This is a genomic window from Bordetella sputigena, assembly GCF_965137885.1.
In the GTDB taxonomy this organism is placed as follows: Bacteria; Pseudomonadota; Gammaproteobacteria; order Burkholderiales; family Burkholderiaceae_B; genus Bordetella_C; species Bordetella_C sputigena.
Window position 1 is genome coordinate 137,466 of the sequence record NZ_CBCSCA010000004.1, and the last position, 24,786, is coordinate 162,251.

General features: G+C 66.1%; 27 protein-coding genes and 1 pseudogene. 8 read left to right on the plus strand and 20 right to left on the minus strand.

Annotation, left to right across the window (positions count from 1 at the left end; genetic code table 11):
- Positions 1-20: 20 nt before the first annotated feature.
- From ACNA0R_RS09265 to ACNA0R_RS09280, 4 genes are all read left to right on the plus strand, one after another.
- Complete coding sequence (locus tag ACNA0R_RS09265; RefSeq protein ID WP_415825681.1) at positions 21-287, plus strand: hypothetical protein; 267 nt, start codon at positions 21-23, stop codon at positions 285-287.
- Positions 288-520: 233 nt separating this feature from the next.
- Positions 521-1,234: a Bax inhibitor-1/YccA family protein gene (locus tag ACNA0R_RS09270; RefSeq protein ID WP_415825682.1), complete on the plus strand. Its 714-nt coding sequence runs from the start codon at positions 521-523 to the stop codon at positions 1,232-1,234.
- Between the two features lie 108 nt (positions 1,235-1,342).
- A complete protein-coding gene (locus ACNA0R_RS09275; protein WP_415825683.1) occupies positions 1,343-2,272 on the plus strand; it encodes an aldo/keto reductase in 930 nt (309 codons plus the stop codon).
- 114 nt (positions 2,273-2,386) lie between these two features.
- Positions 2,387-3,724 (plus strand): NTP/NDP exchange transporter, encoded by a 1,338-nt coding sequence (locus tag ACNA0R_RS09280; protein WP_415825684.1) that lies wholly within the window; start codon positions 2,387-2,389, stop codon positions 3,722-3,724.
- On the opposite strand, the gene recO is transcribed toward ACNA0R_RS09280, so the two are convergent.
- The 18 genes and pseudogenes from recO to ACNA0R_RS09370 form a co-directional block, all read right to left on the minus strand.
- Complete coding sequence (recO, locus tag ACNA0R_RS09285) at positions 3,685-4,299, minus strand: DNA repair protein RecO (RefSeq protein WP_415825685.1); 615 nt, start codon at positions 4,297-4,299, stop codon at positions 3,685-3,687. The genes ACNA0R_RS09280 and recO overlap by 40 nt on opposite strands.
- Entirely contained in the window at positions 4,292-5,188 is an 897-nt protein-coding gene (gene era / locus ACNA0R_RS09290) for a GTPase Era (protein WP_415825686.1), read from the minus strand. Before era ends, recO begins: the two co-directional genes overlap by 8 nt.
- Positions 5,185-5,943, minus strand: coding sequence for a ribonuclease III (rnc, locus tag ACNA0R_RS09295; RefSeq protein ID WP_415825687.1), 759 nt, complete (start codon positions 5,941-5,943; stop codon positions 5,185-5,187). Before rnc ends, era begins: the two co-directional genes overlap by 4 nt.
- Before the next feature lies 1 nt (position 5,944).
- A complete protein-coding gene (lepB, locus tag ACNA0R_RS09300; protein ID WP_415825689.1) occupies positions 5,945-6,829 on the minus strand; it encodes a signal peptidase I in 885 nt (294 codons plus the stop codon).
- A gap of 27 nt (positions 6,830-6,856) precedes the next feature.
- On the minus strand, positions 6,857-8,650 hold the full coding sequence (gene lepA, locus ACNA0R_RS09305; protein ID WP_415825690.1) for a translation elongation factor 4: 1,794 nt from the start codon (positions 8,648-8,650) through the stop codon (positions 6,857-6,859).
- A gap of 126 nt (positions 8,651-8,776) precedes the next feature.
- On the minus strand, positions 8,777-10,348 hold the full coding sequence (locus ACNA0R_RS09310; protein WP_415825691.1) for a DegQ family serine endoprotease: 1,572 nt from the start codon (positions 10,346-10,348) through the stop codon (positions 8,777-8,779).
- Between the two features lie 40 nt (positions 10,349-10,388).
- Positions 10,389-11,510: a MucB/RseB C-terminal domain-containing protein gene (locus ACNA0R_RS09315; RefSeq protein WP_415825692.1), complete on the minus strand. Its 1,122-nt coding sequence runs from the start codon at positions 11,508-11,510 to the stop codon at positions 10,389-10,391.
- The gene (locus ACNA0R_RS09320; RefSeq protein WP_415825693.1) at positions 11,510-12,028 is read right to left on the minus strand and encodes a sigma-E factor negative regulatory protein; all 519 of its coding nucleotides are present in this window, start codon (positions 12,026-12,028) and stop codon (positions 11,510-11,512) included. The genes ACNA0R_RS09315 and ACNA0R_RS09320 overlap by 1 nt, the downstream gene beginning before the upstream one ends.
- A 12-nt stretch (positions 12,029-12,040) precedes the next feature.
- Entirely contained in the window at positions 12,041-12,640 is a 600-nt protein-coding gene (gene rpoE, locus ACNA0R_RS09325; RefSeq protein WP_415825694.1) for an RNA polymerase sigma factor RpoE, read from the minus strand.
- Positions 12,637-13,167 (minus strand): hypothetical protein, encoded by a 531-nt coding sequence (locus tag ACNA0R_RS09330; RefSeq protein WP_415825695.1) that lies wholly within the window; start codon positions 13,165-13,167, stop codon positions 12,637-12,639. Before ACNA0R_RS09330 ends, rpoE begins: the two co-directional genes overlap by 4 nt.
- A gap of 28 nt (positions 13,168-13,195) precedes the next feature.
- A complete protein-coding gene (fabF, locus tag ACNA0R_RS09335; protein ID WP_415825696.1) occupies positions 13,196-14,425 on the minus strand; it encodes a beta-ketoacyl-ACP synthase II in 1,230 nt (409 codons plus the stop codon).
- A gap of 177 nt (positions 14,426-14,602) precedes the next feature.
- Positions 14,603-14,842: an acyl carrier protein gene (gene acpP / locus ACNA0R_RS09340; RefSeq protein WP_003813816.1), complete on the minus strand. Its 240-nt coding sequence runs from the start codon at positions 14,840-14,842 to the stop codon at positions 14,603-14,605.
- A gap of 126 nt (positions 14,843-14,968) precedes the next feature.
- Positions 14,969-15,700, minus strand: a complete 732-nt coding sequence (fabG, locus tag ACNA0R_RS09345; protein ID WP_415825697.1) for a 3-oxoacyl-ACP reductase FabG — start codon at positions 15,698-15,700, stop codon at positions 14,969-14,971.
- Between the two features lie 10 nt (positions 15,701-15,710).
- Positions 15,711-16,646 carry an ACP S-malonyltransferase gene (gene fabD, locus ACNA0R_RS09350; protein WP_415825698.1) on the minus strand — a complete coding sequence of 312 codons (936 nt, stop codon included), beginning with the start codon at positions 16,644-16,646 and terminating at the stop codon, positions 15,711-15,713.
- Between the two features lie 37 nt (positions 16,647-16,683).
- Positions 16,684-17,676, minus strand: coding sequence for a beta-ketoacyl-ACP synthase III (locus ACNA0R_RS09355; protein WP_415825699.1), 993 nt, complete (start codon positions 17,674-17,676; stop codon positions 16,684-16,686).
- Entirely contained in the window at positions 17,676-18,755 is a 1,080-nt protein-coding gene (gene plsX / locus ACNA0R_RS09360; protein ID WP_415826058.1) for a phosphate acyltransferase PlsX, read from the minus strand. Before plsX ends, ACNA0R_RS09355 begins: the two co-directional genes overlap by 1 nt.
- Positions 18,756-18,818: 63 nt before the next feature.
- Entirely contained in the window at positions 18,819-19,001 is a 183-nt protein-coding gene (gene rpmF, locus ACNA0R_RS09365) for a 50S ribosomal protein L32 (RefSeq protein ID WP_415825700.1), read from the minus strand.
- Positions 19,002-19,053: 52 nt separating this feature from the next.
- Positions 19,054-19,449 (minus strand): annotated as a pseudogene (locus tag ACNA0R_RS09370) (YceD family protein); the annotation flags it as partial.
- A gap of 53 nt (positions 19,450-19,502) precedes the next feature.
- On the opposite strand from ACNA0R_RS09370, the gene ACNA0R_RS09375 reads away from it, so the two are divergent.
- From ACNA0R_RS09375 to ACNA0R_RS09390, 4 genes are all read left to right on the plus strand, one after another.
- Positions 19,503-20,108, plus strand: coding sequence for a Maf family nucleotide pyrophosphatase (locus ACNA0R_RS09375; protein WP_415825701.1), 606 nt, complete (start codon positions 19,503-19,505; stop codon positions 20,106-20,108).
- Complete coding sequence (locus ACNA0R_RS09380) at positions 20,105-20,905, plus strand: SAM-dependent methyltransferase (RefSeq protein ID WP_415825702.1); 801 nt, start codon at positions 20,105-20,107, stop codon at positions 20,903-20,905. The genes ACNA0R_RS09375 and ACNA0R_RS09380 overlap by 4 nt, the downstream gene beginning before the upstream one ends.
- Positions 20,902-21,759: an N-acetylmuramoyl-L-alanine amidase gene (locus ACNA0R_RS09385; protein WP_415825703.1), complete on the plus strand. Its 858-nt coding sequence runs from the start codon at positions 20,902-20,904 to the stop codon at positions 21,757-21,759. Before ACNA0R_RS09380 ends, ACNA0R_RS09385 begins: the two co-directional genes overlap by 4 nt.
- Before the next feature lie 114 nt (positions 21,760-21,873).
- Positions 21,874-23,091: a S1 family peptidase gene (locus ACNA0R_RS09390; protein WP_415825705.1), complete on the plus strand. Its 1,218-nt coding sequence runs from the start codon at positions 21,874-21,876 to the stop codon at positions 23,089-23,091.
- Between the two features lie 23 nt (positions 23,092-23,114).
- Here the strand turns inward: ACNA0R_RS09390 and msrQ are convergent, their stop codons facing one another.
- Both msrQ and msrP read right to left on the minus strand, forming a co-directional pair.
- On the minus strand, positions 23,115-23,783 hold the full coding sequence (gene msrQ, locus ACNA0R_RS09395; RefSeq protein ID WP_415825706.1) for a protein-methionine-sulfoxide reductase heme-binding subunit MsrQ: 669 nt from the start codon (positions 23,781-23,783) through the stop codon (positions 23,115-23,117).
- 1 nt (position 23,784) lies between these two features.
- On the minus strand, positions 23,785-24,750 hold the full coding sequence (msrP, locus tag ACNA0R_RS09400) for a protein-methionine-sulfoxide reductase catalytic subunit MsrP (RefSeq protein ID WP_415825707.1): 966 nt from the start codon (positions 24,748-24,750) through the stop codon (positions 23,785-23,787).
- Between the last annotated feature and the right edge of the window lie 36 nt (positions 24,751-24,786).

Consider the following 24,786-nt stretch of genomic DNA (forward strand, 5'->3'; position numbering starts at 1 on the left):
CGTGGCCACCAGGAGAAACCATGGAATACCGCGATACCGATCCCGCCATTCCGACCCTGACACAGAAAATCGACGCCATGAACGAGCCGCCGGTGCTGACCGACGTGGTGGCGCGGCCGGCGGCCGCCCTGCCGCCCGACCCGCTCCTGCGCGCCGCCCTGCAGGCGGAGCTGGAGCATACCGTCCAACAGGCCCTGGACCAGGCCATGGCGCATGTCCGGCAGTCGCTGGAAGCGGAACTGCCGGATCTGGTCGACCGGGTCGTCCGGCGCTTGCGCCCGGGTTGAAGCCGCGGTCGGCCGCCCGGGCGCCCTGGAATGAGCGCATACTGGGCGAACCGGCTTCCGTGGTCGCACCGCCCTGCCCCGGGGATACCCCGCCCGGTCGGGGGACTACCCCCGGCGCGCCGGCTGCGTTAACCTGTGTTCACCTGTCTTTATAATTCAGGGAACTGTCAGGCCGCTCAGGCGTCAAAGCACCGTAGCCATCGCGGAATGGCCCCCTATCAGGAGCTCGTAACATGAACGATTATCGTCCTTCCCCCTTCAATCGCGCCGGCACCTACGCCGGCGTACCGGGCGAGGTGGTTCGCAATCGCGTCCTGCGCAATACCTACTGGCTGCTCGCCCTCTCCATGGTTCCCACGGTACTGGGCGCCGCGGTGGGCTTGTACACCGGACTGAACCAGGTCATGGGCGCCAGCCCCGGCCTGTCGGCCATCATCTTCCTGCTGGGCGCGTTCGGCCTGATGTTCGCCATCGAGAAGAACAAGGATTCCAGCCTGGGCGTAGCCCTGCTGCTGGCCTTTACCTTCTTCATGGGCGTCATGCTGTCGCGCCTGCTGGGCTTCGTGCTAGGGCTGGGCAACGGCTCTCAGCTGATCATGATGGCCTTCGGCGGTACTGCCGTGGTGTTCGGCGCCATGGCCACCATGGCGACGACCATCAAGCGCGATCTGTCCAATATGCAGAAGTGGCTGTTCACCGGCGCCATCATCATCCTGATGGCCGCGCTGGCGAATATCTTCCTGCAGCTGCCCGCGCTGATGCTGACCATTTCGGTCCTGGCCATCGTGATCTTCTCGGCCTTCATGCTGGTGGACTTGCAGCGCGTGGTCAACGGCGGCGAAACCAATTACGTGTCCGCCACGCTGGCCATCTACCTGGACGTCTACAACGTCTTCTCCAACCTGCTGATGCTGCTCAGCGCGTTCAGCGGCGGCAACCGCAACTGATGGCCGGCTGACGGCATAAGCACAAGCTGTACCGCGGCGGGGCGACGCCCCGCCGCCGATAAGTCAGGGCTCGCATTTCGTGAGCCCCTTTTCTTTTCGGAGTACACGATGCCGTCTCGCCGACGCTTTCTGCTGAACGCTCCCCTCGCCGCGCTGGCGCCCGGCTGGCTGCTGCATGCCGCGCCCGCGTCGGCGCAGGCGGCACCCGCCATGCACCGGCGCCCCATTCCTTCCACGGGCGAAACCCTGCCCGTCATCGGCCTGGGGACGGCGGATACCTTCGACGTGTCGCCACAGAGCGCCGCCGAACTGGCGCCCTTGCAGGATGTGACGCAGCGGCTGCTGGCCGCCGCCGGCAAAAGCGCCATCATCGATACGGCGCCCAGCTATGGCAATGCCGAGGCCGTGACGGGGGAATTGCTGGACCGCCTGCAGGCCCGCGAGAAGGTCTTCCTGGCCACCAAGATAGGCACCACCGGCCGCGATGGCGGCATGCGCCAGGTACGCAATTCGGAAACGGCGCTGCGCACGCGCAAGCTGGACCTGATCCAGGTCCACAACCTGATCGATACGGCCACGCAGCTGGCCTTGCTGCGCGAACTGAAGCAGCAGGGCGTAACGCGCTACATCGGCATCACGCACTACACGGAGTCCGCGCAGGACGAGCTGACGGCGCTGGTGGAGCGCGAAAAGCCGGATTTCGTCCAGATCAACCTGTCGGTAACGGCCCGGGGCGCCGAAAAGCGTCTGTTGCCGGCTTGCCAGGCCCACGGCGTGGCGGTGCTGATCAACCGGCCATTCCAGGACGGCGCGCTGTTTCGCCAGGTGAAGGGCAAGGCTTTGCCAGGCTGGGCGGCCGACATCGATTGCACCTCCTGGGCGCAGATCTTCCTGAAGTTCATCGTCGGCCATCCGGCCGTCACCGCCGTGATACCGGCTACGTCCAAGCCCGCCAACATGCAGGACAATCTCCAGGCGGGCTACGGCCGGCTGCCCGACGCGGCCATGCGGGAGCGCATCGCCGGCGTGTTCTCCTGACACGCCATGCAGGACGCGCCTTCATCCGGTTCGCGTGACGGTGACCAGGGCCAGAAGCATCGGCCTGGGCCGCGGGCGGCGGCCGGGTGGCTTCGGCGGCGCTTGCAGCGGGCGGTGAACATTTATCCCGGCGAAGGCGCCGCGGCGGTCTGCGGCTTCGCCTTTTTCTTCTGCCTGTTCACCGGTTACTTCATGCTGCGGCCCATCCGGGAAACGCTGGGCATTGCCGCCGGCGTGGACAAGCTGCAATGGCTGTTCACCGCGACCTTCGTGGTCATGCTGGCGGCGGTGCCATGCTTCGGCTGGCTGGCGCGGCGCGTGCCGCGAGCCGGTTTCGTCACCTGGACGTATGCGTTTTTCGCCGCGACGCTGGTCGGCTTCGCCGCCTGGCTGTACGCGCGGCCGGACGATTTATGGGCGGCGCGCGCGTTCTACGTCTGGCTGTCGGTATTCAACCTGTTCGTCGTGTCGGTGGCATGGAGCCTGATGGCCGACGTGTTCCGCACCGCGCAGGCCAAGCGGCTCTTCGCCTTCATCGCCGCGGGCGCGAGCACGGGCGGCCTGGCGGGGCCGGTGCTCGGTGCGGCGCTGGCCGGTACGCTGGGCGCCTCGGGGCTGATCCTGCTGTCCGCGATGTTCCTGGGGCTGACGCTGCCGATGAAATCATGGCTGATGCGGTGGCGGGAGGTGGCTGGCGCGGGCGCGCTGCCAGCCGCCGCACCGGCGCCAGGCGCAACGGAACAGGAGCAGCCGGCTCAAATAGGACAAGCCCGGGCCGCCCACGAAGACGCGGAAGCCGCCAAGGGCGACGCCGACTCGCCCGCGCGTCCCATCGGCGGCGGCATACTCGCCGGCGCGACCCGTACGTTCAGCTCGCCGCTGCTGCTGGGCGTGGCGGCGTTCGTCATCCTGCTGGCCACGGCCAGCACCTTTCTGTACATGGAGCAGGCGCGGCTGGTGGCCAATGCCTTCACCTCCTCCGCCGAACGCATACGCGTGTTCAGCGCGCTGGACTTCGCCGTCCAGGCGCTGTCCATGGCCACCCAGCTGTTCCTGACCGGGCGTCTGGCGCAGCGCCTGGGGGTCACCTTCCTGTTGACCGCGGTCCCGCTGGTCATCTGCGCGGGCTTCCTGGTCCTGGCCGTGGCGCCGGTCTTCACCGTCCTGGCGGTCGTGATGGTGCTGCGCCGGGTGGGCGAATATGCCCTGGTGCGGCCGGGCCGCGAGATGGTGTTCACCACCGTCGACGCGGAAGCCAAGTACAAGGCGAAGAACTTCATCGACACCGTGGTCTACCGCGCCGGCGATGCGGCCAGCGCATGGGCGAAGACCGGCGTGGATGCGCTGGGCCATGGCGCCGCCCTGGTGGCGCTGGTGGGCGCGGCCTGCGCCGCGGTGTGGGCCGCCTGCGGCTACTTGCTGGGCAGGCGCACCGACAAGCGCCGCGTCTGAAAATCCAGCAGCACGCGCCGCGTCGATAGCGGCCGTCCCGCCAGGATTTCACCCAGGCGGTCGCGCAGAGCCTGGCGCAGCCTGGGTTCACCGGCGGGATCGTCGAAGTCCGGCGTGGCGGCGTCCAACCCGTAGCCGGTTTCGTTCAACAGCGTCCATTCGAAGCGCCGCAGCGCGCCGGCCGCCGGCGTGCCGCCGGCAAGCTGCGTCAACGCGGTATCGTAGGCATCGAACAGCACCGGGTGCGCGTCTTCGCGCGGCAGCAGCCGCAGCAGCAATTCGTTCATGTACCAGGCCGACATCAGCGGCGCGCCGCTCAGCGGCCGGATGCCGGCCACTTCGGCGCGCGTCAGCGTTTTCACTTCGCCGGCGCCGGACCACGACAGCATCAGCGGCTGGAAGGCCGACAGCACCGGCCGCAGCGCCGAATACGGCCGCTTGGCCCCCTTGGCGACCAGGGCCACGCAGCCGTGATCGCGCGAAAACGTCTGCACGATGAGCGAGGTTTCGCGCCACGGCGTGGCGTGCAGCATGTAGCCGGCAGTGTCCTGAACGCGCGTGCCGCGTTTACTCATATCCCAGGTCGCGCAGCGCCTCTTCGCGGTCGGACCAGCCCTTGCGCACCTTGATGTAGATTTCCAGGTGCACCGGCTTGTCCAGCATCTTGGCGATTTCCAGACGCGCCTCGGTGGCGATGCGCTTCATGTGCTGGCCGCCCGCGCCCAGCAGGATGGGCTTGTGGCTGTCGCGCTCGACGACGATACAGGCCGCCACGCGGGCGCCCTTGCCGGTCTCTTCCCACTGCTCGATGACGACGGTGCAGCCGTAGGGCAATTCGTCGCCCACCAGGCGGAAGATTTTCTCCCGCACCAGTTCGGCCGCGATAAAGCGCATCGGCCGGTCGGTCAGCGTGTCGGCTTCGAACATGTGTTCGCCTTCCGGCAGGCGCTTGGCGATTTCGTCCAGCAGGTCGTCGAGCTGCCGGTTGCGCTCGGCGCTGATGGGTATGACGGCGCCGTAATCATGCAGCGCGCTGACCTTGGCGACGTAGGGGTACAGGCTGTTCCTGTCCTTCAAGGCATCAACCTTGTTCACCGCCAGGATGGCGCGATCGCCGGCCGGCAGCAGCGGCAGCAGCTTGGCGTCGCCTTCCGACCACTTGCCGGCTTCGACCACGTGCACGACCACGTCGACGTCGGCCAGCGCCTGGGTCACCACGCGGTTCATCATGCGGTTCATGGTGCCGCCGTGACGGGTCTGGAAACCGGGCGTGTCGACGAACACGAACTGGTCCGCGCCGCGGGTCAGGACGCCATGGATGCGATGCCGTGTCGTCTGCGCCTTGCGCGACACGATGGACACCTTGCCACCGATCAGCGCGTTATTCAGCGTGGACTTGCCGACGTTCGGCCGTCCCACGATGGCGACGAAGCCGCATCGCGTGGGTTGTTGTTGATCGGTCATTTGATTTCTTGGGCTACGGCGACCGGCAGCGACAGCTGCGCGGTCTTGCGCGCGCGCGGCGCCCGGCGGCCGGCCTTGGGAGGACTGGCGGCCAGGGCGGCGTCCAGCGCCAGCTTGGCGGCGGACTGCTCGGCGGCTCGGCGGCTGGCGCCGGGGGCGGTCACCTTGATATCCAGCGGCGCGATCGCGCATTCGACTTCGAACTGCTGGCTATGCGCGGCGCCATGCGTGGCGACGACCGTGTAAACGGGCAAGGCCATCTTGCGGCCCTGCAGGAATTCCTGCAGCAGCGTCTTGGCATCCTTGCCCAAGGTCTTGGGGTCCACCGTGGCCAGCACGGGCTGGTACTGCTTGGCGATCACGCGGCGCGCCGCATCGAAGCCGCCGTCCAGGAAGACGGCGCCGAAGATGGCTTCCAGCGTATCGGCCAGGATGGAAGGACGGCGGAAGCCGCCGCTTTTCAGTTCGCCTTCACCCAGTCGCAGGTCCTGCGACAGATCGAGCTTTTGCGCGATGTCGGCCAGCGAGGCCTGCTTGACCAGGTTGGCGCGCAGGCGCGACAGGTCGCCTTCGTCGATCTTGTTGAAACGCTCGAACAGCATGGACGCCACGACGAAATTCAGGACGGCATCGCCCAGGAATTCCAGTCGTTCATTGTGGCGCGCACCGTGGCTGCGATGGGTCAGCGCCTGCTCCAACAGGGCCGCATCGCGGAAACGGTGGTCCAGACGGGTTTGAAGCGCGTCGAGCGACATGTCAATTGAATCGTCCGATCCGGCTTAGATCGGAAAAATTCATCCAGATGAAGAAGGCCTTGCCCACGATATTACCGTCCGGAACGAATCCCCAGTAGCGGCTGTCCGCGCTATTGTCGCGGTTGTCGCCCATGGCGAAGTATTCCCCGGGCGGAACCTTGCAGCGCACGCCGTTGCGGCTGTACTGGCAATTGTCCAGGTGCGGGAATTGCCATATGGGGCCATATTCCTGAAACTTGTCTTCATCCAACAGGATGTCGTGCGTAACGTCGCCCAATTTCTCTTTATACCGGTTGATATAGGCGACCCGGTCGGGCTCGAAGTAATTGCCGTCCCGCGTATGTTTCACTTCCTGGCCGTTTACATATAGTTTCTTGTCCAGGTAGGCAATTTCGTCACCCGGCAGCCCGACCACGCGCTTGATGTAGTCGACGTCCGGATCCACCGGGTAGCGGAACACGATCACGTCGCCGCGTTGCAGGTCACCGGTGTTCAGCACCTTCTTGTCGATGATGGGCAGGCGTATGCCCCGGCTGAATTTGTTCACCAGGATCAGATCGCCGGATTCCAGCGTCGGCAGCATCGAACCGGACGGAATGCGGAAAGGCTCGACCACAAAGGACCGCAGCATGAAGACGAACAGGATGACCGGAAAGAAGCTGACCGCGTACTCCACCCACCACGGCACGCGGGTGGCGGACTCGACGGCTTCGCGCCGCAGCCTTTCGGCTTCCTGGGCGTCGCCGATCACGGCCGGATCGAAACGGGCCGCCGCCTCTTCCCCTTTGCGCCGCCGCGCCTTGCGCAAGACGGTGATGTCCAGCAGCCAGATGATGCCGGTCACGACCAGCAGGACAAACAGGATCAGCGCAAAGTTCCAGCTCATATGTGATGCCTTCTCGCTCTTTATTTATTACTTGTCTTCCACTTGCAGGATGGCCAGGAACGCCTCCTGTGGAATTTCTACGCTGCCCACCTGCTTCATGCGCTTTTTGCCGGCCTTCTGCTTTTCCAGCAGTTTCTTCTTGCGGGTGATGTCGCCGCCGTAGCACTTGGCCAATACGTTCTTGCGCAGCGCCTTGACGTTTTCGCGGGCGATGACTTCGGCGCCGATGGCCGCCTGGATCGCCACATCGAACATCTGGCGCGGGATCAGGCCGCGCATGCGCGCCACCACGTCGCGCGCGCGGTAGCGCGCATTGCTGCGGTGGACGATCATGGAGAGAGCATCGACCTTGTCGCCATTGATCAGGAGATCCACCCGCACCACGTCGGCCGGGCGGTACTCCAGGAACTCATAGTCCATCGACGCGTAGCCGCGCGACACCGACTTGAGCTTGTCGAAGAAGTCCAGCACGATTTCCGCCAGCGGGATCTCGTACACCAGGTGCACCTGGCGGCCGTGATAACTCATGTTGACCTGCGCGCCGCGCTTGTTGTTGCACAGGGTCATCACCGGGCCGACGTACTCCTGCGGCATGAACAGGGTGACCTTGACGATGGGCTCGCGGATTTCCGCGATCTTGCCCACCTCCGGCATGCGCGACGGGCTTTCGATGGTCAGCACCTGGCCATCGCGCTGTTCGACTTCGTACACCACCGACGGCGCGGTGGTGATGATGTCCATATCGAATTCGCGTTCCAGGCGTTCCTGCACGATTTCCATGTGCAGCAGCCCCAGGAAGCCGCAGCGGAAGCCGAAGCCCAGGGCTTGCGAGACTTCCGGCTCGAACATCAGCGCGGCGTCGTTGAGCTTGAGCTTTTCCAGCGAATCGCGCAGCTGGTCGTATTCGCTGCTTTCCACCGGGTACAGCCCGGCGAACACCTGCGGCTTGACTTCCTTGAAGCCCGGCAGCGCCTGGGCGGCCGGCTGGCCCGCCAAGGTGATGGTATCGCCCACCTTGGCATGGGCGAGCTCCTTGATGCCGGCAATGACGAAGCCGACCTCGCCGGCGCTGAGCGCCTGGCGCTGGACGGACTTGGGCGTGAACACGCCGACCTGTTCGCACAGGTGCGTGGCGCCGGACGCCATCAGCAGGATCTTGTCCTTGGGCCGCAGCACGCCGTTGACGATGCGCACCAGCATGACCACGCCGACGTAGTTGTCGAACCAGGAATCGATGATCAGTGCCTGCAGGGCATCGTCCGGGCTGCCCTTGGGCGGCGGCACGTCGCGCACGATGGCTTCCAGGATGTCATCGATGCCCATACCGGTCTTGGCGCTGGCCGCGATGGCGCGCGACGCATCGATGCCGATGACGTCCTCGATTTCCTGGCGGGCGCCTTCGGGATCGGCCTGCGGCAGGTCCATCTTGTTCAGTACCGGCAGTACCTCCACGCCTAGCTCGATGGCCGTGTAGCAGTTCGCCACCGTCTGCGCTTCAACCCCCTGCGACGCGTCGACCACCAGCAGCGCGCCTTCGCAGGCCGACAGCGAACGGCTGACTTCGTAGGAGAAGTCCACGTGTCCCGGGGTGTCGATCAGGTTCAGGTTGTAGACCTGGCCATCGGCGGCCTTGTATTGCAGCGCCGCCGTCTGCGCCTTGATGGTGATGCCGCGTTCGCGCTCGATGTCCATGGAATCGAGCACCTGGGCCGACATCTCTCGATCCGCCAATCCGCCGCAGCGCTGGATCAGGCGGTCGGCCAGGGTCGACTTGCCGTGATCGATGTGGGCGATGATGGAAAAATTGCGGATGTGGCGCATAAAACGGATCGGAAAAAGGGGGAATGGCGCCCCTGGTACACCTCGGCGCACCCGGGTGCACCAATAAGAAGGGGGCGCCATGCGCCCCCTTCTTGTGGCAACCAGCGATTTTAGCCGGTCTTGCGGCTACTTGCCGGGCTGGATGACCACCCACTGGGTTTGGTCGCCGCGGCGTATCAGGACCGGCACCGGCTTGGCCTTGTCGACCTTGCCCGCGACCTGCACGAACTGGTCGGGCGCCGTGATATCGGTGTCGCCCACCGACAACACAATATCGCCTTCCTGGATGCCGGCCTGGTCGGCCTGGCCCGAGACGGCGCGCACCATCACGCCGCCCTTGATCTTCAGCTTGCCCTGGGTGGCCGTGGGGACCGGCACCACCGTCAACCCCAGGGCGGTGGAGGATGCGGGCTCCTTCTCCGGCTCGGGCTTTTTGGACGCGGCGGGACTCTTGCTCTGCGGGATCTCCGCGACCTTCACGTTGAGCGTAAGGTTCTTGCCCTTGCGCCAGACCTGCAGGGGCGCCGCGGTGCCCGGCTTGGTTTCCCCGACCATGCGGGGCAGATCGGACCAGCGGGCGATCGGCTTGTTGTTGAAGCGCAGGATGACGTCGCCCGGCTGCACGCCGGCGGCATCCGCCGGGCTATCGCCTTCCACGCTGCTGACCAGCGCGCCCTCGGCCCGGGCCAGGCCCAGGGCGGTGGCGACTTCATTGGTGACTTCGCCGATCTGCACGCCGATGCGGCCGCGGGTGACCTTGCCGGTGGCGCGCAGTTCGTCGACCACGCGCATCACTTCATCGATCGGGATGGCCAGGGAAATGCCCATGAAGCCGCCGCTGCGGGAAATGATCTGCGAGTTGATGCCGATCACCTCGCCCTGCAGGTTGAGCAGCGGTCCACCGGAGTTGCCGGGGTTTACCGCCACATCGGTCTGGATGAAAGGCAGATATTCGCCGGTATCGCGATTGATGGCGCTGACGATGCCCGCCGTCACCGTGGAATCCAGGCCGAAGGGCGAGCCGATGGCCAGCACCCATTGGCCTTTCTTGATTTTGGTGTCGTCGCCGATCGGCAGGAAGGGCATATCCTTGGCGTCGATTTTCAGCAGCGCAACGTCGGTACGGTCGTCGGTCCCGACCACCTTGGCCTTGAATTCGCGGCCGTCGGTCAGGGTGACGAAAATGTCCGTGGCGTCGCTGACCACGTGATTATTGGTCAGCACGTAACCGTCGGCGGAAATGAAGAAACCCGAGCCCACGCCGCGCGGCACCGTACGTTCCTGCGGCTGCTGCGGCTGCTGCTTGGGTTGCTGCTGGCGGTCGCGCGGACGCTGGCCGGGCATTTCGGGCATGCCGGGGGGCTGGAAATCCGGACCGAAGAAGAAACGGAACAGATCATAGGGATCCTGCGGGCCGCTGCGTACCGGCACCGTCGCGGTGGTGCGGATGTTCACCACGGCCGGATCGGCCTTTTCCACGATGGAGGTGAAGTCCGGCAGCATCATCGCCGGGTTGCCGGTGGCGGTCTGCGCCGCGCTGGCAGGTGCGTGCACCACGGTACCGGCGACCAGGGCGGCCAGCAGCGCGGCCAGGCCACGGCGCAAGGATCGGCGGCCGATGGCGCGGGTGGCTTCCAGGGGCTGTTCAAAAGAGAAAAACCGCCGGACGGGCAATTTCGACACGGTGGACAGAATCATTCAATGCTCCGGGCATGCCCCCTGGGGGGCAGTCTGCTGTTTATTTGGGCGGCGCCGCTGGCGGCACGTATTCGGTGGCCTTGGCGAGCTGTTCCAGCGTGGCTGCGGGGACTTCCCCGAGCACGGTGACCCAGAAGTCCGCAATCCGCATACCGTACACGTTGACCGGCCCGCGCCGGTAGGCACCATGAGGCTGATGACGGTTGCGCTTCTTGTCATAGGGCTCGATGAACACGGAAATCGCGGCCAGGCCATCGGACAATACCAACTGGCTGACAGGGTCGCCATGGGCCATCGTGCGCCCCACCTGCGAAACGGGGTTGAACCCGGGGGGATAGGGAATGCGCCAGCCCTGCGCCGCCAGGTCCAGCGGCGTCATGCTGCCCTGCAGGACCTTCCAGTCCTTGGTATTCCAGTGCGATTCGAGCTGGGCGTGGTCGACCGCCGGTCCCAGTCGCAACGCGGTAAAGGCTACCTGCTCCAGCACATTGGACGCGCTGGACAAGGTCTGGGCCTTCAGCAGCAGATCGTTTTCGGTGTCCGCGCACAGGCGGTAGCCATAGCGGTCCTTGTCCAGCGGCTCGATGGTGATGATGCGGCACTCGCGCCCGGCCACCCTATGGGGCGTGGGCTGCATGAGCACGCGATAGTATTTCGTCAGCGCCGCCGGCGATCCCAGCAGCAGGCCGGGGAATTGTTCCGCGCGCTTGTGCTGGATCAGGATGGTCTTGTGTTCCGGCACCAGGCACTGGATATCGTCGTTGCGCCGCAGGTATTCGCGCGGCTGGCCGTCCAGCACCTCGATGCGTTCGCGTTCACCGCTGCCGTCCACCACGTGAACCACGCGCGAAGACTGGATGGTTTCACCCTGCTGATAGGTGAAGATGCCGGAATAATCCAGCTTGGAGGCCGCATCCTGTATGCGCGCCAGCAGGGCCTGGGCTTCGGCCTCGGGGACGGAAACGATGGCTGGCTGCTGCGCCGGTTGGGCATGCGCCAGGCCGGTGCCCAGCACGAGGAGCGCGGCGGCCAGCGAGGCGGCCAACGCGGCGGCCACCGGCGCGCCCGTCGCCGCAAGGCCGCGGCCCGCCTTGCCCGGCAAGGCGGCCGCCGGACGGAATAAGGGCCGGAATGGGGGAGCAACGACCGCCGCAACGGTCATCAGCGTCCCGCTCCAACATCGAAAGACACCTGGCGGATCGCCGAAGGGCCGGCCAATTGCCGATGCGCTTCCAGATAGTCGCTCAGGCTGGGATCGTCCGCGGACACGGCGCTGGCATCGGCCAGCACCCGGGTTTCCGCGGTCGGCGCGTCGCTGGAGCCAGCCAGATAAGGCTGCGCGACCCAGGCCACGGAAGCCACCGCGGCGGCCACGGCGAAACCGGACAGGCCGAAGCGCCACGTGGGCCGCAGCGAACGGCGCCGGCGCGGCGCGACGATCGGCAGTTCATTGGCCAGGGCAGCCGACAGGCGGGCCTGGAAAGCCGCCGACGGGCGGATGGACAGCTCCGGATTACGCAGCACATCACCTATCAGGTGATACGTGTCCCAGGTTTCCCGGCCTTCGGCCACTTCCAGGCCGTCCAGCCAGTCCTCGGCTCCTTCGCCGTCCATCCACGCCGACACCGAATTTTCCCAGCTGGTGTCCTCGGCGCGGACGGAAGCAGATGATCTTTGCATGACTCCAGCTCCTTACCAACGACGATCGGCATCGTTTCCAAGCAGGGGCCGCAAACGGGCGGCCACCGCTTCCCGAGCGCGGAATATGCGGGACCGGACGGTACCGATCGGGCAACCCATGCTTTGGGCGATGTCTTCGTAACTCATACCTTCAATTTCCCGCAGGACAATAGCCGTGCGCAATTCCTCGGGCAAGCCCTGTATGGCCGCGTTGACGGTTTCCGCGATTTCGCGGCTGGCGACCATGGATTCCGGGGTGCTGATATCGCTTAGGTTGTCCGTTTCATTAAAAGTTTCACCGTCCTCATTTTCGAGGGCATTGGGCGCGCTGGGGCGTCGGCCATTGGATGCCAGCCAGTTGCGTGCCGTATTGATGGCGATCCGGTACAGCCAGGTATAGAACGCGCTATCCCCGCGGAATTGCGGCAGGGCGCGGTATGCCTTGATGAAGGCTTCCTGGGCCACGTCTTCGATTTCCGCCTGGTCGCGAATCATGCGCGAGAGCAGCCGCATGATCTTGCGCTGGTACTTCAGGACCAGCAGGTCGAAGGCTTTCTTGTCGCCGCGCTGAACGCGGGCGACCAGCTCGGCGTCAATGTCGCGTTCGCTCATGGCGCTCCCACCACGCGGCGCGACGGCGTCCGGCACAGCCGGCGGGCGGTCAGCATGCAGGTACGGCGCCAGGCCGGCGCGGGCAGCGCATCCTGCCAGACGGTAAAGGTGACGCAACGCCGGGGGCTGGCCGCGGCATCGCCGGCGGCGGCCTGCACGCGCGCCCGCAGCGTCAGCCAGCGCGGGCCGCGCCACGCAGATACCCATTCAGCCGGATGCCAGCCGTTGCGCAGCCGCAAGTAAAAAGTGCCGTCCCGCTCCATGCGGACGGCGCTGACGGGCCCATGCGGGGCGACGAGGCGGCGCGGCCGGGTCGGCCTGCGCCCGCGTATGCCGGATCGCCGCGGTACCGCGCGCGCCGACGTCACGATGGCCAGGACGGCGACAAGCAGCGCCGCGGCGGCCAGCAAGGGCAATGAAAGAACGCCCTGCCAGGACAGCGCCAGCAGGGCCGCGGCCACGGCCGACGCCAGCATGGCGCCGTCCAGCCATGCGGCCAGCCGGGGCCGCAAGATAGGTACGCGCAACGTCCAATCCGGGTGCACGCACGCTCCCTTACATCCGCCGCACGGCCATCGATCCGTTGGTGCCGCCGAACCCGAACGAGTTGGACAGCGCAACGTTGATGGTCATCTCCCTGGCTTCGTTCGCGCAGTAGTCCAGATCGCACTCCGGATCCTGGTTGAACAGATTGATGGTAGGCGGAGAGACCTGGTGATAGACGGCCAGTGTGGTGAACACCGCTTCGATACCGCCGGCCGCCCCGAGCAGGTGGCCGGTCATCGACTTGGTGGAATTGACCACGAGCTTGTGCGCATGATCGCCAAAGGCCAGCTTCAGCGCATCCGACTCGTTCTTGTCGCCCAGCGGCGTGGACGTGCCATGCGCATTGACGTACTGCACGTCTTCCGGATTCAGGCCGCCGTTGCGCAGGGCGTTGATCACCCCGCGGCGCGGGCCGTCCTTGTCGGGAGCCGTGATGTGGTGCGCATCGGAGCTCATGCCGTAGCCGACGAATTCGCCATAAATGCGGGCACCGCGCTTTTTGGCGTGCTCGTATTCTTCGAGCACCACCACGCCGGCGCCTTCGCCCAGTACGAAGCCGTCGCGATCGCGATCCCAGGGACGCGACGCGGTGGCGGGGTCGTCATTGCGCGTCGACAGCGCGCGCATCGCCGCGAAGCCGCCGATGCCCAGCGGGGACACGGTGGATTCGGCGCCGCCCGCGACCATGATGTCGGCATCGCCGTACTCGATCATGCGGGCGGAATCGCCGATGCTGTGCAGGCCGGTGGTGCATGCGGAGACCACGGCGTAGCTGGGGCCCTTGAATCCGTACATGATGGACAGCTGGCCCGAGATCAGGTTGATCAACGCGCCCGGCACGAAGAACGGCGAAATGCGGCGCGGACCGCGCGCCAGCAGATCGGTCTGGGTTTCTTCGATACGCGGCAAACCGCCGATGCCGGAGCCGATGATTACGCCGATGCGTTCCGCATTGGCCTCGGTGACTTCCAGGCCGCTGTCGCGCCAGGCCTGGATGCCCGCCGCCAGCCCGTAATGGATAAAGGTATCCATCTGCCGGGCTTCCTTGGCAGGCACGTATTGCGTGACGTCGAAATCGCGGACTTCGCCCGCGATATGCGTGGTCAGCGCCGAAGGATCGAAACGGGTAATACGGCTAATGCCGGAACGTCCGTTGACGATATTGTCCCAGGCGCTGGACACGTCATTGCCCACGGGGGACACGATGCCGAGTCCGGTGATGACGACGCGTCGTTTCACGGATGACTCCTAAACAGACAAAAGAAAGGCGGCCTGGAATACGCCGCTTGCGCGGAAAAGAGCGTCACGAGGCAGGCTGTCGCCGCCCCGCGCAGCACCCGCGCGGCATAGTCCAAAAACCGCCCTGGTTCCCGACGTGGCGACGCGCGCCGCGGCAAGGAAAGACAGGCTGATCGCTTACTGCTTGCCGTGCGAATTGATGTAGTCGATCGCTTGTTGCACGGTCGTGATTTTCTCGGCCTCTTCGTCGGGGATCTCGGTCTCGAATTCGTCTTCGAGGGCCATGACCAGCTCAACCATGTCGAGCGAATCGGCACCGAGGTCGTCAAGAAAGGAAGACTCGTTCTTGATCTCGGCTTCATTGACGCCAAGTTGTTCAGCGACGATCTTCTTGACGCGCTGTTCGATGCTTTCCATGCAGATCTCCAATTGGGAAAAATCCCGCGAATTATAGCCAAGCGCAGCTTAATGCCAACGCCGGGCTGTGACAAAAATGGATTCCCGATAGGCAGGCCTTCCGCCGAGCCATTCGGGATCCGGAAATTACATATACATGCCGCCGTTGACGTGCAGCGTCGTCCCGGTAATGTAACCGGCCTGGGGACCGGCAAGAAACGCAACGGCATGGGCGATATCGGCCGGCGAACCCAGCCGGCCCAGGGGAATCTGCTGCAGCAGCGCCGCCGTCTGGGTTTCGCCCAGCACGCGGGTCATATCGGTATCGATGAAGCCGGGCGCCACGCAATTGACGGTAATGTTGCGGCTGCCCAGTTCGCGCGCCAGCGCACGCGACATGCCCGCCACGCCGGCCTTGGCGGCGGCGTAGTTGGCTTGTCCGGCATTGCCGCTGGAACCGACCACCGACGTGACATTGATGACGCGGCCCCAGCGGGCCTTCATCATGCCACGCATCACGCCGCGCGACAGGCGGAACACCGCCTTCAGGTTGGTATCGACGACCGCGTCCCAGTCCTCGTCCTTCATGCGCATGGCCAGCGTGTCGCGGGTGATGCCGGCATTGTTCACCAGGATGTGCGGGCCGCCTTCCTTGGCAAGCTCTTCCACCAGCGTGTCACAGGCCTGGGCGTCGGTGACGTCGAGGATGACGCCACGGCCCTTGAAGGGCGCCAGCGCCTCACTGATGGTGTCCGCGCCGGCGGCCGACGTGGCGGTGCCGATGACGGTGGCGCCGCGCGTGGCCAGCTCATGGGCGATGGCCTTGCCTATGCCCCGCGTGGCACCGGTGACCAGTGCGATCTTTCCTTGCAGTTCCATGGAGGCTTCCTTAGTTCGAGCCGACGGCGGCCAGCGCCGCTTCCAGCGAGGCGGGATCGGTAATGGCCAGGCCGGTCAACTCGCCGTCGATGCGCTTGACCAGGCCGGTCAGCACCTTGCCCGGACCGCATTCGATGATGTGCGTAATTCCCCGCGCCTTCATCGCCTGTATGGTTTCGACCCAACGCACGGGATGCCAGGCCTGGCGCACCAGCGCATCGCGAATGGCGGCCGGCTCGGACGGCGTGGCGACGTCCACGTTATTCAGCACCGGCATGGCCGGCGCGGCGACGTCGACTTCCGCCAGCGCGCGGGACAGCACGGCCGCCGCCGGTTCCAGCAGGCTGCTATGGAAAGGAGCGGAAACCGGCAGCAGCAGCGCCCGCTTGGCGCCCGCGGCCTTGGCGGCTTCGCACGCGCGCTCGACGGCGGCCTTGTGTCCGGCGATCACGACCTGGGCCGGCGCATTGAAATTCACTGCTTCGACCACTTCGCCCTGGGCCGCCTGGGCGCAGGCGGCGCGCACGGCGTCATCGGCCAGGCCCAGCACGGCCGCCATGGCGCCCGTGCCCACCGGCACGGCGGCCTGCATGGCGTCGGCGCGGATACGCACCAGCCGGACGGCGTCTTCCAGCGCCAAGGCGCGGGCAGCGGTCAGCGCCGCATATTCGCCCAGGCTGTGGCCGGCCACCATATCCGGTGCGCGTCCACCCGCGGCCAGCCAGGCCTGGTACATGGCGACGCCGGCCGTCAGCATGGCCGGCTGGGTATTGGTCGTCAGGTTGAGCTGCTCGGCCGGTCCCTGCGCGATCAGCGCCCCCAGATCCTGGGACAGCGCCGCCGAGGCGCGCGCCACTACGTCGGCCACGGCCGCGTTGCCCTGCCAGGCGTCCAGCATGCCGACCGATTGCGAACCCTGGCCGGGAAATACGAAAGCGATTTTCATCGAGAGCGATCAGATCAGATTGCGTTGTAGAGGCTGCTCAGGCGGTCAGGCGCGCCAGCACCGAACCCCAGGTGAAGCCGCCACCGACACCTTGCATCAAGACCAGCTGGCCGGCCTTGGCCCGTCCTTCGCGGCGCGCGACGTCCAGCGCCAGCGGCACGCTGGCGGCCGACGTATTGGCATGGCGGTCGACGGTGACGACGAGTTTGTCCGCGGGAAGATCCAATTTGCGGGCAAGGAAGTTCAGAATACGCACGTTGGCCTGGTGGGGGATCAGCAGATCGACCGCGTCCAGCGTCACTTCGGCTTCCTCGCATACGTCGCGCGCGGAGCGCTCCAGCACGGTGACCGCCTGCTTGAACACGGCCTGCCCGTCCATGCGCAGGAAGGGGTCGCCCACGACTTCGCCATAGGCGACGTTGCCGGCGGCGCACAGGATCTTGGTCTGGCTGCCGTCGGCATGCAGCTGCGCGGCCAGGATGCCGGGTTGTTCCGACGCCGACAGCACCACCGCGCCGGCGCCGTCGCCGAACAGCACGCAGGTGGCGCGATCGTTCCAGTCCAGGATGCGGGAGAACACCTCGGCGCCGATGATCAGCGCATGCCGGGCGCGGCCCGCGCGGATGAAGCTGTCCGCCGTGGTCAGCGCATAGACGAAGCCGCTGCATACGGCCTGGACGTCGAAAGCCGCGCCGCCCTTGATGCCCAGCTTGCTCTGCACCAGGCAGGCCGTGCTGGGGAAAACGAAATCGGGGGTGGACGTGGCGACGATGATCAGGTCGATGTCGGCCGCCTGCAGGCCGGCGTCTTCGATGGCGAGCCGCGCGGCTTCCACCGCCAGGTCGCTGGTCGTCACCCCGCGCTCGGCGATATGCCGCTGGCGGATGCCGGTGCGCTCGACGATCCACTCGTCGGAGGTCTGGATATTGCGCGTGGCCAGTTCGGCCGCCAGGTCGTCATTGGATACGACGCGCGGCGGCAGATAGCTGCCGGTGCCGGCGATCACCGAATACTGCGGATTGCGGTTCATCAGGCGGAGTCCCCTGCCGCGCGCGGCAGCGATATGGCCGCGTCGTTGGTGTGCGTGTTGGTCGGTATGCCCTGCTGCCTGATCTGCGCCATGCTCAGGTTGGTGCGTTCCAGCAGCTTGCTGGCTACGGCCTCGCGCGCGCGCTGAAGCGCGAAACCGAAAGCATAGCTGTCCGCCGAACCATGGCTTTTGATGACCACGCCGCGCAGGCCGAGCAAGGCGGCGCCGTTGTGGCGCCGGTTGTCGACCCGCTTGCGCAGGCGGTTCAGGACCGGCGACGCGATGGCGCCCGCCAGCAGGGTGATCGGATTGCGTTTGAATTCTTCGCGGATGATGCTCGACAGCATCCGCGCCAGTCCTTCGATGGACTTGAGCACGGCATTGCCGACAAAGCCGTCGCAGACGACGACGTCCACCGTGCCCTTGAAGATGTCGTTGCCTTCCACGTTGCCGTAGAAGTTCAGGCGGCTGGCGCGCAGCAGCTCCGCGGCCTCCTTGACGACTTCATTGCCCTTGATGACTTCTTCGCCGATGTTCAGCAGGCCGACGCTGGGACGCTCGCAATGGTCGAGCGCCTGCGCCAGGGCCGCGCCCATGATGGCGAACTGCAACAGGTGTTCGGCCGTGCAGTCGACGTTGGCGCCCAAGTCCAGCACGGTGGTGGACTTGCCCTTTTGATTGGGGATCGACGTGGCAATGGCGGGACGATCAATGCCGTCCAGAGTCTTGAGCACGTAGCGCGAAATCGCCATCCAGGCACCGGTGTTGCCCGCGGAAACGCAGGCGTCGGCGCGGCCGTCCTTGACCGCCTGCGCGGCGATGCGCATGGACGAGTCCTTCTTGCGGCGCAGGGCCACTTCGACGGAATCGTCCATCGTGACGACCTCGGAGGCCGCCACGATTTCCAGACGGTCGCGCGGCACGTCGCGCGACCCGGCCAGGGCCTTTTCGATCGCGTCGGGCAACCCGACCAGCAGGAGTCGCGCGTCCGGAAACCGGCGGGCGAACTCGACCGACGCGGGTATGGTCACGGGCAGGCCAATATCGCCGCCCATGCAGTCGATGGCGATGCGTATCACGGGTGCCAAGTATCAGCGCCAGCCGTAGCAGTACGGTTCCGGTTCACGCGAGGCGGAACGACCTTATTCGTCGTTCTTGGTCTTGATGACCTTGCGGCCGCGGTAGAAACCGTTCGGGCTGATGTGGTGACGCAGATGCGTTTCGCCCGTATTGGGTTCGATGGCCGTGGACGGCGCGGTCAGGAAATCGTGCGAGCGGTGCATGCCACGCTTGGACGGGGACTTCTTGTTTTGTTGAACAGCCATGATGACTCCTAGAAACGGGGCGCATTGTACGCGATGCGGCCCGATGTTGACCTCAATGTTTTTGCTTCAATTTTTCCAGCACCGCGAACGGCGATGGACGCTTGTCCGCATCGGCGCCTTGCGCCGGCTCGCCGGCGCTGGTCTTCAGCGGCGCGCCCGGGCAGACATCATGCCTGGGCACGTAGGGAATATTCAGGATCAGTTCGTCTTCGACCTGCTCCAGCACATCGAAGTGGCGCGAACCGACCACTTTTTCCGGCGCCTCGTCGACGTCCGCCGCGTCGTCCGCCTCCTGGGCGGTGTCATCGGCGCCGTCATCGAGTTCGGCTTCGGATTTCACCAGATGCAGACTTACGTTCGCATCGATGGGGTAAACAAAGGGCTCCACGCAGCGCTGGCAAACCAGCACCGGCGCGGCCCGCACATGCAGGTGCAGCAGCGGTTCGCCATGCTTGCCGGGTTAGATAATACCGTGACTTACGTCTCACCGTCAAACCCCGCATGCCCTTGTCCGCTCCCCGCCTGATCCTCGCATCCACCTCCCCCTACCGCCGGGAATTGCTGACCCGGCTACGCCTGCCGTTCGACACGGTCGCACCGGGCGTCGATGAAACACCCCTGCCCGGCGAAGCGCCGGCGCAGCTCGCGCTACGCCTGGCGGTCGCCAAGGCCGCGGCAGTCGCCGCGACCCGGCCGGGCGCCATTGTCATCGGTTCGGACCAGGTCGCCACCGTGGACGGCAAGGCGATCGGTAAACCCGGCGACTTCGAGCGCGCGCGGGCACAGTTGCGCACGCTGTCCGGACGCGACGTCGAATTCCATAGCGCCCTGGCGGTTACGGACGGGCAGCGCACCACCCGGGCGGACATCGTCACCCATTGCCGCTTCCGGCCCCTGTCGGACGCCGCCATCGACAATTATCTGCGCGCGGAAACGCCCTACGACACCGCCGGCAGCGCCAAAGCGGAAAGCCTGGGCATCGCGCTGATGGAAAGCATACGCAGCGACGATCCCACGGCGATCATCGGACTGCCCCTGATCGCCCTGACCGGCATGCTGGCGGAGTTCGGCCTGAATCCGCTGATCCAGGTGGAGGCCAGGCAATGAGCCAGGAAGGTTCGCAACCGCGCCCGGACTCGCCGGAAAACCCCGCCGGCCCGCCGGCTGAAAAATCCGCCGGCGGGCCGGCGGGCGAACCGGGACAACTGCATCTGATCCCCGTCGGCCTGGGCGACGCGCCGGTGGACCGCTGGCTGCCGCCCGAGGTACGCGCCCTGGCCGCCCGCCTGCACACCTACATCGCCGAGAACGCCAAGACTGCCCGCGCCTTCCTCAAACAGGTCGGCGCCATCCGCCCGCTGCAGGACATCACCATCCATACGCTGACGGAAAAAACCGACAGCGCGCAGATCCAGGCCTGGCTGCGCCCCCTGAAGCAGGGCGGTGAGATCGGGCTGGTGTCGGAGGCCGGCTGCCCCGCGGTGGCGGACCCTGGCGCGCGCGTGGCGGACATCGCCCACGGAATGGGCCTATGGGTACGCCCCTGGGTCGGCCCCTCGTCCATTCTGCTGGCGCTCATGGCCAGCGGACTGGACGGCCAGCGCTTCGCCTTCCATGGCTATGCGCCCGTCGAGCCGAACGAACGCGTGCGCCAGCTGCGCGCCTGGGAACAGCACTCCGGCCGCGCCAACCAGACGCAGCTGCTGATCGAAACCCCGTATCGCAACGCCGCCATGTTCGCCGCCCTGGTGGAGACGCTGCGGGGCGATACCCGGCTGTGCGTGGCCCGCTCGCTGACCACGCGGGACGAGTGGATACGCACCCGTACCATCGCCGACTGGAAAAAAGGCCCGGCACCGGACCTGGACAAGAAACCCACGCTCTTCCTGTATCTGGCACGATGAGGACCACAAGGACCGGGCCTGGCTTCTTGCGCGCCAGCCTCGCGCTCCTGGCCATGCTGGCGCTGGCGGGCTGCGCGTCGCGCCAAACGGGCGGCCTGGACATCGACCGCTCGATCCAGGCCGTCAGCCAGGACAGCCGCGTGCGTTTCATCGTGCTGCACTACACGGCCGGCGACGATCGCGCGTCCCTGCTGACGCTGTCGCGCGGCGACGTCAGCGCACACTATCTGATCACCGACACCCAGCCAGTCCACGTGTACCAACTGGTGCCCGAAGACCGCAATGCCTGGCATGCGGGCGCCAGCAGCTGGTACGGACATACCGCCATCAACAATGCGTCGATCGGCATAGAGATCGTCAACCGGGGGGACACCCGCGCGCCCGACGGCACGCTGCGCTGGGAGCCCTTCCACGAAGACCAGATCCGGACCGTCGTGCTGCTGCTGCGCGACATCGCCCGGCGCCATGGCGTACGGCCGGAGAACATCGTCGCCCACAGCGACGTCGCGCCGCAGCGCAAGGTCGACCCCGGACCGCTGTTTCCGTGGCGCCGGCTGGCCGCCGCGGGATTGGGGCGCTGGTACGACGAAAAGGCGGCTCCCCTCTTCCAGGCGTTCTTCGAGAAGAACGGCGTACCGGATGCGAGCTGGTTCCAGCACCGCCTGCGGCTGGCCGGCTATGCGGTGCCGGACAGCGGCATCCTGGATGACCAGACCCGCCGCGTCATCGCCGCCTTCCAGATGCATTACCGCCCCGGCCGCTATGACGGCATACCCGATGCGGAAACCGCCGCGCTGTTGCTGGCCCTGCCCATCGCGGTACAGGAAACGCCGCCGGCGGATGGAACCGGATGATCCGCTAAACGGACGAAGCGCGTCCCGGTGGACGATCGCGCGCGGCTTGCGCGCGGACCATGCCGCCGGCGACCTTCCTGCGCCAGCGGCACGGCGCGCTTCATCCTTGGCATCATGATCATCTTCGCAAAAGCAGTCAGTACCATCGCAATCGGTTTTCTATTGGCGAGCGCGGCGCTTCCCGCGGCGGCCACCCCGGATCCGGAATCGGGCGACGCGCCCCGGCCCCGCGCGCGGCGCGTTTCCAACGGCGCCGACGCGCCCCAGGGCAGGTTTCCCTACTACACCTACATCGCGCCGCGCTTCAACGACGGCGTCACGGCCTGCGGCGCGACGCTGATCGCGCCCCGGTGGCTGCTCACCGCCGCGCATTGCATTTCCAAGCCGAACTCGGGGCGCATCGAGCTGGTGAAATCCTTCGACGAGATCCAGGTGGGTATGTGGAAGATCGGCCGGCATATATACCAGGCCAGCTACGACAAGCTCGTCTTCCCCATCCAGCCCGACGCCTACGCTGAAGGTAAAGGCGAAAAAGTCATGGACAACGATATCGCGCTGGTCCACCTGACCACGCCCATCGCGCCTGACATCCTGGGCTTGCAGGTCGTGCCCTTGAGCAGGGAAAGCCCTCCGCTCGGCCAGCGCGCCATGATCATCGGCTTCGGCAAGAAGTGGCACAACGCCTTGGAGGGGGCCAGCACGCTGCAGCAAGGCGAAGTCAGCGTGGTGGACAGCCGCTCGCATTGCGGCGACATCGGCCATGCCGAGATCTGCGTCGGCAATCCGGACCAGGAATCCGAATTCACCAACGCATTGCCGGGCGATTCCGGGGGCCCTTTACTGATCATGTCGCCCGACGGGACCATCGTCCGCCAGGCCGGCGTGGGATCGCGCGCCTGGAAGCGGGTGGGCGACGGTGATAGCGATGTCAACCGATACGCGATTTTCACTGACGTTGCGCAACATCTGGGCTGGATACAACACGCCGTCGATCGTTTCCCCGCCGAGGACCGCGAAGGCAATGGCGAAGTCGCCTATACCTGCACGTTCGCCCGCGCCGGCGAACAGGACGGCGATTACGCGCTAACGGCTTGCGAAGCCGCCGGGCAATGGCATGCGGTCGCGCCCTACCTGGCCAGGACCGCTTCGGCCTACGGCGGCTACAAAGGAGGCCGTTGCCGATATTCGACCCAGGCGGGCGGCTGGGATTGCCCGGACGGCGCCACGCCCATCGCCCATTACGAGGCCTTTTTCGGCGCGCCGAAGGCAAGCGCCGACGGACGCACCCATACCGCCCGGGCCACGGTGCCCTTGACCGATCTGGGACGCTGAAAGGCCGGGCGCCAGCGCGCGGCTTACGCCGTCAACGCGGCGCCGGTCTTGCGCCGCGCCGCCGCCCAGGCCACGAGCCGCCACGCCAGCAATACCGCCAATACGACGCCGTAAGCAATGGGCTGCTCGAAATCGTGCTTGCCGGCCTTGTGCCAGAACAAATGCAGCCAGGCCAGTATGCCGATCGCATACACGGCGCGATGCAGCTGTTGCCAACGCTTGCCCATGCGTCGCATGGCGCCCTGGGTGGAGGTCAAGGCCAGCGCGGTCATCAGTACGAAGCCCGCGAAGCCCACCGTGATGAAGGGCCGTTCGCCTACATCCTGCAGCATGGACGCCGGGTCGAAGCCGCGATCCCACGCCACCCAGGACATGAAGTGCAGAAAGCCGTAGAAGAAGGCGAATAGCCCACACATGCGACGCAGACGCACCAGGGCCGGCTGGCCGGTCAAGCGGCGCAGCGGCGTAATGCCCAGGGTCACCAGCAGGCAGACAAAGGTCCAGGTGCCGGCGGAGCGGGTCAGGAACTCGACCGGATTCGCCGTCAGGCCGTTGTGCGTGCCCAGCCAGATCCAGCGCGCCAGCGGGAACAGCCCCAGCAGAAACAGGATGGGCTTGAAGCGGTTTACCGTCGCCGCCGGCAATTGCCGACGCGCCCGCTGGCCGCGGGGCGGCTGGATGACAGTCGGCATATCAGTAGTTGGCCCGCAGGTCCATGCCGGCATACAGGGAAGCGACCTGGTCATAGCCATTGAACATCAAGGTCTTGCGCTTGGGACTGAACAGGCCGTCTTCGCCTATGCGACGTTCGGTGGCCTGGCTCCAGCGCGGGTGCGGGACATTGGGATTCACGTTGGCATAGAAGCCGTATTCATTGGAGGCCGCTTTCATCCAGGCGCTGACCGGCATTTTCTCCACCAGCCGGATGGCGACCAGCGATTTGGCCGACTTGAAGCCGTATTTCCACGGCACCACCACCCGCAGCGGGGCGCCATTCTGGTTCGGCAGCACCTTGCCGTACAGGCCGAAGGTGAGCAGCGTCAGCGGATGCATGGCCTCGTCCAGGCGAAGGCCTTCGACATAGGGCCAGTCGATGACGGGATAGCGCAGGCCCGGCATGGTGTCGCGCTGGGCGGCGCTGATGAATTGCACGAACTTGGCGTTGCCGGTGGGCTGGACCTGGTTCAGCAGCGCGGAAAGCGAATAGCCGACCCAGGGGATGACCATGGACCAGCCTTCGACGCAGCGCATGCGGTAGGTGCGCTCTTCCTGCGGCGCCAGTTTCAGCAGCGCGTCGATGTCCAGGGTCTGCGGCTTTTGGACTTCGCCTTCGATGCTGACCGTCCACGGGCGGGTGCGCAGGGTTTTGGCGTAGCGGGCGGGATCGCCCTTGTCGACGCCGAATTCGTAGAAGTTGTTGTACGAAGTGATGTCTTCGTAGGACGTGGGCTTGTCCATGATGGCGAACTGCTTGTCCGGGGTGCCGGGCAGGGGCGCCAGCGCGCCGTCCGCCGCATGGGCCTGTCGAGCGCCCAGGCCGGACGCGCCCAGGGCGGCGGCGCCGGCGGCCGCGCGCGCCATCCAGGCGCGCCGCGACTGCCACACGGGTTCGGGCGTGATTTCCGAAGGCAGTACATCGGAAGGCTTGCGTATCAGCATGGCGATCTCCGGCGGGGACATGGCGTCCCGCATGGG

Bases quoted from the DNA above. Each gene is read 5' to 3' on its own strand.
- fabG (WP_415825697.1), bottom strand. From the start codon at position 15,700: ATGGAACTGCAAGGAAAGATCGCACTGGTCACCGGTGCCACGCGGGGC.
- ACNA0R_RS09320 (WP_415825693.1), bottom strand. From the start codon at position 12,028: ATGCAAAGATCATCTGCTTCCGTCCGCGCCGAGGACACCAGCTGGGAA.
- ACNA0R_RS09265 (WP_415825681.1), top strand. From the start codon at position 21: ATGGAATACCGCGATACCGATCCCGCCATTCCGACCCTGACACAGAAA.
- lepA (WP_415825690.1), bottom strand. From the start codon at position 8,650: ATGCGCCACATCCGCAATTTTTCCATCATCGCCCACATCGATCACGGC.
- era (WP_415825686.1), bottom strand. From the start codon at position 5,188: ATGACCGATCAACAACAACCCACGCGATGCGGCTTCGTCGCCATCGTG.
- recO (WP_415825685.1), bottom strand. From the start codon at position 4,299: ATGAGTAAACGCGGCACGCGCGTTCAGGACACTGCCGGCTACATGCTG.
- msrQ (WP_415825706.1), bottom strand. From the start codon at position 23,783: ATGCCGACTGTCATCCAGCCGCCCCGCGGCCAGCGGGCGCGTCGGCAA.
- ACNA0R_RS09380 (WP_415825702.1), top strand. From the start codon at position 20,105: ATGAGCCAGGAAGGTTCGCAACCGCGCCCGGACTCGCCGGAAAACCCC.
- ACNA0R_RS09385 (WP_415825703.1), top strand. From the start codon at position 20,902: ATGAGGACCACAAGGACCGGGCCTGGCTTCTTGCGCGCCAGCCTCGCG.
- ACNA0R_RS09315 (WP_415825692.1), bottom strand. From the start codon at position 11,510: ATGACCGTTGCGGCGGTCGTTGCTCCCCCATTCCGGCCCTTATTCCGT.
- acpP (WP_003813816.1), bottom strand. From the start codon at position 14,842: ATGGAAAGCATCGAACAGCGCGTCAAGAAGATCGTCGCTGAACAACTT.
- ACNA0R_RS09355 (WP_415825699.1), bottom strand. From the start codon at position 17,676: ATGAACCGCAATCCGCAGTATTCGGTGATCGCCGGCACCGGCAGCTAT.
- ACNA0R_RS09310 (WP_415825691.1), bottom strand. From the start codon at position 10,348: ATGATTCTGTCCACCGTGTCGAAATTGCCCGTCCGGCGGTTTTTCTCT.
- rnc (WP_415825687.1), bottom strand. From the start codon at position 5,943: ATGTCGCTCGACGCGCTTCAAACCCGTCTGGACCACCGTTTCCGCGAT.
- ACNA0R_RS09390 (WP_415825705.1), top strand. From the start codon at position 21,874: ATGATCATCTTCGCAAAAGCAGTCAGTACCATCGCAATCGGTTTTCTA.
- fabD (WP_415825698.1), bottom strand. From the start codon at position 16,646: ATGAAAATCGCTTTCGTATTTCCCGGCCAGGGTTCGCAATCGGTCGGC.
- ACNA0R_RS09375 (WP_415825701.1), top strand. From the start codon at position 19,503: ATGCCCTTGTCCGCTCCCCGCCTGATCCTCGCATCCACCTCCCCCTAC.
- ACNA0R_RS09270 (WP_415825682.1), top strand. From the start codon at position 521: ATGAACGATTATCGTCCTTCCCCCTTCAATCGCGCCGGCACCTACGCC.
- ACNA0R_RS09275 (WP_415825683.1), top strand. From the start codon at position 1,343: ATGCCGTCTCGCCGACGCTTTCTGCTGAACGCTCCCCTCGCCGCGCTG.
- lepB (WP_415825689.1), bottom strand. From the start codon at position 6,829: ATGAGCTGGAACTTTGCGCTGATCCTGTTTGTCCTGCTGGTCGTGACC.
- rpoE (WP_415825694.1), bottom strand. From the start codon at position 12,640: ATGAGCGAACGCGACATTGACGCCGAGCTGGTCGCCCGCGTTCAGCGC.
- msrP (WP_415825707.1), bottom strand. From the start codon at position 24,750: ATGCTGATACGCAAGCCTTCCGATGTACTGCCTTCGGAAATCACGCCC.
- rpmF (WP_415825700.1), bottom strand. From the start codon at position 19,001: ATGGCTGTTCAACAAAACAAGAAGTCCCCGTCCAAGCGTGGCATGCAC.